Source organism: Kitasatospora sp. NPDC036755 (assembly GCF_040636595.1).
Classification (GTDB): domain Bacteria; phylum Actinomycetota; class Actinomycetes; order Streptomycetales; family Streptomycetaceae; genus Kitasatospora.
Map to the genome: position 1 here is coordinate 1 of NZ_JBEZUT010000569.1, position 3,184 is coordinate 3,184.

2 protein-coding genes are annotated in these 3,184 nt (G+C 76.8%); both read left to right on the forward strand.

The window, feature by feature from the left end; all coding sequences use genetic code 11:
- A partial coding sequence (locus AB0E96_RS39980) for a pyridoxal-phosphate dependent enzyme (protein ID WP_359831612.1) occupies positions 1-541 on the forward strand: 541 nt, incomplete at its 5' end.
- Positions 538-3,184, forward strand: a 2,647-nt coding sequence (locus AB0E96_RS39985) for an amino acid adenylation domain-containing protein (protein ID WP_359831614.1), incomplete at its 3' end; no start/stop codon positions are given. The genes AB0E96_RS39980 and AB0E96_RS39985, both read left to right, overlap by 4 nt.

The following is a 3,184-nucleotide window of genomic DNA, read 5'->3' on the forward strand; positions in this document are numbered from 1 at the left end:
CCGGCGGCTGCTGGCGGCCGGCTTCCCGGCCGCCGCCACGGCGGGCGGGCTGCCCCGGCAGGCCCTGTGCCAGAACAGCGCGTTCGCACCGATGGTCCGCGCCTGGCGGGACGGCCTGGCCGAGCCGGTCATCGGCTCCGGCCCGGCCGTGCGGGAGGCGATCGCCTCCGCCCACGCCCAGGAGCTGACCACCCGCAAGCCGCCCTACGCGGTGGCCGGCGGGGTCCGCGAGATCCTCACCGAGAGCGGCGGGGAGCTGCTGGCGGCGGGCAACGAGGAGGCGGTGGCCGCCGGGCGGCTGTTCGCCGAGGTCGAGGGCGTCGACATCGCACCGGCCGCGGCGGTGGCGCTGGCCGGACTGCGGCAGGCGGTGGCCGCCGGGCGGATCCGGCCCCGGGACAGCGTGCTGCTGCACGTCACCGGGGGCGGCCGGGCCCGCCGCGCGGCCGACCGCCGGCCGGACGGCCCCGTCCGGCCCGACCTCCGGATACCGACCGGCCTGGGCGCCGAGGCCGCCGCCTACCTGGTGACCGGCGCATGACCGCCCCCGCCGTCGACTCCTCGGCCGAGCCCGCCCGCCGTACCGCCCCCGCCGCCGACCCCCGCCCCGAGCCCGAGCCGTCCCCCCGGCAGAGAGCAGAGCAGACCATGCAGCAGTTCGCCTTTCCCGCCACTTCGGCGCAGCGCCGGATCTGGCTGGTGGAGCGGCTGACCCCCGGCACCAGCGCCTACCACCTGCCGTTCGCCCTCCAGTTGGACGGCCCGCTCGACCTCGCCGCGCTGACCGCCGCGCTGACCGCGTCGGTCCACCGGCACGAGTCGCTGCGCACCTGCTTCGACCAGGTGGACGGCGAGCTGGTGCAACTGGTCGGCGAGCCCGGGCCGTTCCCGCTGGAGACCAGGGACACCCGGCCCGAGGACCTGGACGCCGTCCTGGCCGCCGACGCCGCCCGCCCCTTCGACCTGGCCCGCGGACCGCTGCTGCGCGCGGTCCTGCACCGGCTGGCCCCGCGGCGGCACGTGCTGGCCGTCACCGTCCACCACCTGGTGGCCGACATGTGGTCGGTCGGCGTCCTGCTCGCCGAACTGGCCCGGAACTACCCGGGGAACGGCGCCGGCCTGCCCGAACTCCCCATCCAGTACGGCGACTTCGCGGTCTGGGAGGAGGACTCCCGGGCGGCCGTCGAGGAGGCCGACCAGGAGTACTGGCACCGCACGCTGGCCGGCGCGCCGGAACTGCTGGAGCTGCCCTGCGACCGCCCCCGCCCCCCGGTGCAGACGCTGCGCGGCGCCGCACTGCCGGTGGAGCTCCCGGCCGGACTGTCCGCCGCCGTCAGGGCGATGTGCGGCAGGGCCGGGGTCACCCCCTTCATGGTCCTGCTGGCCGCCTTCCAGGCCGTCCTGGCCCGGCACACCGGCAGCGAGGACGTCGTGGTCGGCACCGGCGCCGGGGTGCGCCCGGCCGAGGCCGAGGGCCTGATCGGCTGCTTCGTCAACATCCTGCCGATCCGCACCTCGCTGGCCGGCGACCCCACCTTCGGCGAGCTGCTGGCCCGGGTCCGCCGGTCGGCCCTGGAGGCCTTCGAGCACCAGCGGCTGCCGTTCGAGCGGATGCTCCCCGAGCGGTCGACCGGGCCGGCCCTCGACCACAACCCGCTCGTCCAGTCGCTGCTGCTGGTGCAGAACGCGCCGCTGGCCGCCCCCGAGCTGCCCGGCCTGACGGTGACCGTCCGGGAGGTGCCGCGCGGCGGCGCCCAGCTCGACCTCAACCTCCAACTGCGCGAGGTGGACGGCGCGTTCACCGGCACCGCGGAGTACGCGAGCGACCTCTTCGACCCGGCCACGGTGGAGCGGCTGATCGGGCACTGGCGCACCCTGCTGGCCGCCGCCGTCGCCTCCCCCGACACCCCGCTGTCCGCCCTGCCGATGCTGACCGGCGCGGAACGCCACCGCGCCCTGGTGGAGTGGAACGACACCGCCCACGCCTACCCGCGGGCCGAGGACTGCCTGCACGAACTCTTCGAGGCCCGGCTGGCGCTGCACCCGGAGGCGCCCGCCGTCCTGCACGCCGGCGGCGAACTGAGCTACGCGGCACTGGACGCGCTCGCCGAACGGATCGCCGGCCGGCTCACCGCGCTCGGCGTCGGCCCCGACACCACCGTGGGCGTCTGCCTCGCCAAGGGGCCGTCGCTGGTGGCCGCCCTGCTCGGTGTGCTCAAGGCCGGCGGCGCCTACCTGCCGCTGGACCCGGCCTACCCGGAGCAGCGCCTGGCCTTCATGCTGCGGGACGCGGCGCCGCCGGTGGTGCTCACCGAGCGCGCCACGGCCGACCGGCTGCCGGCCGCGGGGGCCACCCTGCTGGAGGTGGAGGACGCCGAGCAGTGGCCCGCCACCGGGCGCCGCCCCGTCGCGGCCCGGCCCGACAACCTGGCGTACGTCATCTACACCTCGGGCTCCACCGGCGAGCCCAAGGGCATCGCCGTCCCGCACCGCGGCGCCGTCAACAACGTGCTGGACCTCAACGACACCTACGGCGTCGGGCCCGACGACCGGGTGCTGGGCCTCTCCTCCCCCAGCTTCGACATGTTCGTCTACGAGACGCTCGGCATCCTGGCGGCCGGCGGCGCGGTGGTCATGCCGCATCCGGACCGGGCCCGCGACCCGCAGCACTGGGTGGACCTGGTGCGCCGCCACCGGGTGACGGTGTGGAACTCGGCGCCCGCGCTGGCCGACGCCTTCGTGCGGGCCGGCGAGGAGCGCAACGTCCGGCTGCCGAGGCTCCGGGTCTCCTTCTTCGGCGGCGACTGGATCCCCGTCCCGCTGCCCGAGCGGTTCCGCCGGCTGGCCCCGGGGCTGGCGTTCATCGCCCTCGGCGGCGCCACCGAGGCGTCCATCCACTCGATCACGTACCCGGTGGGCGAGGTCGACCCGGCCTGGACCAGCATCCCGTACGGCCGCCCGATGGTGAACCAGCAGGCCGTGGTGCTGACCCCGGCGCTGGAGCCGGCCCCGGTCGGCGTCCCGGGCGAACTCTGCCTGGCCGGCACCGGGCTGACCCGCGGATACCTGCACCGCCCGGGCCTGACCGCGGACCGCTACCGCCCGCACCCGGGCGTCCCCGGCGAAGAGGCCGAGGTGGACACGGGGCTCCTCCCGCACGGGGGACTCGCTGAGGCCGAGGGCG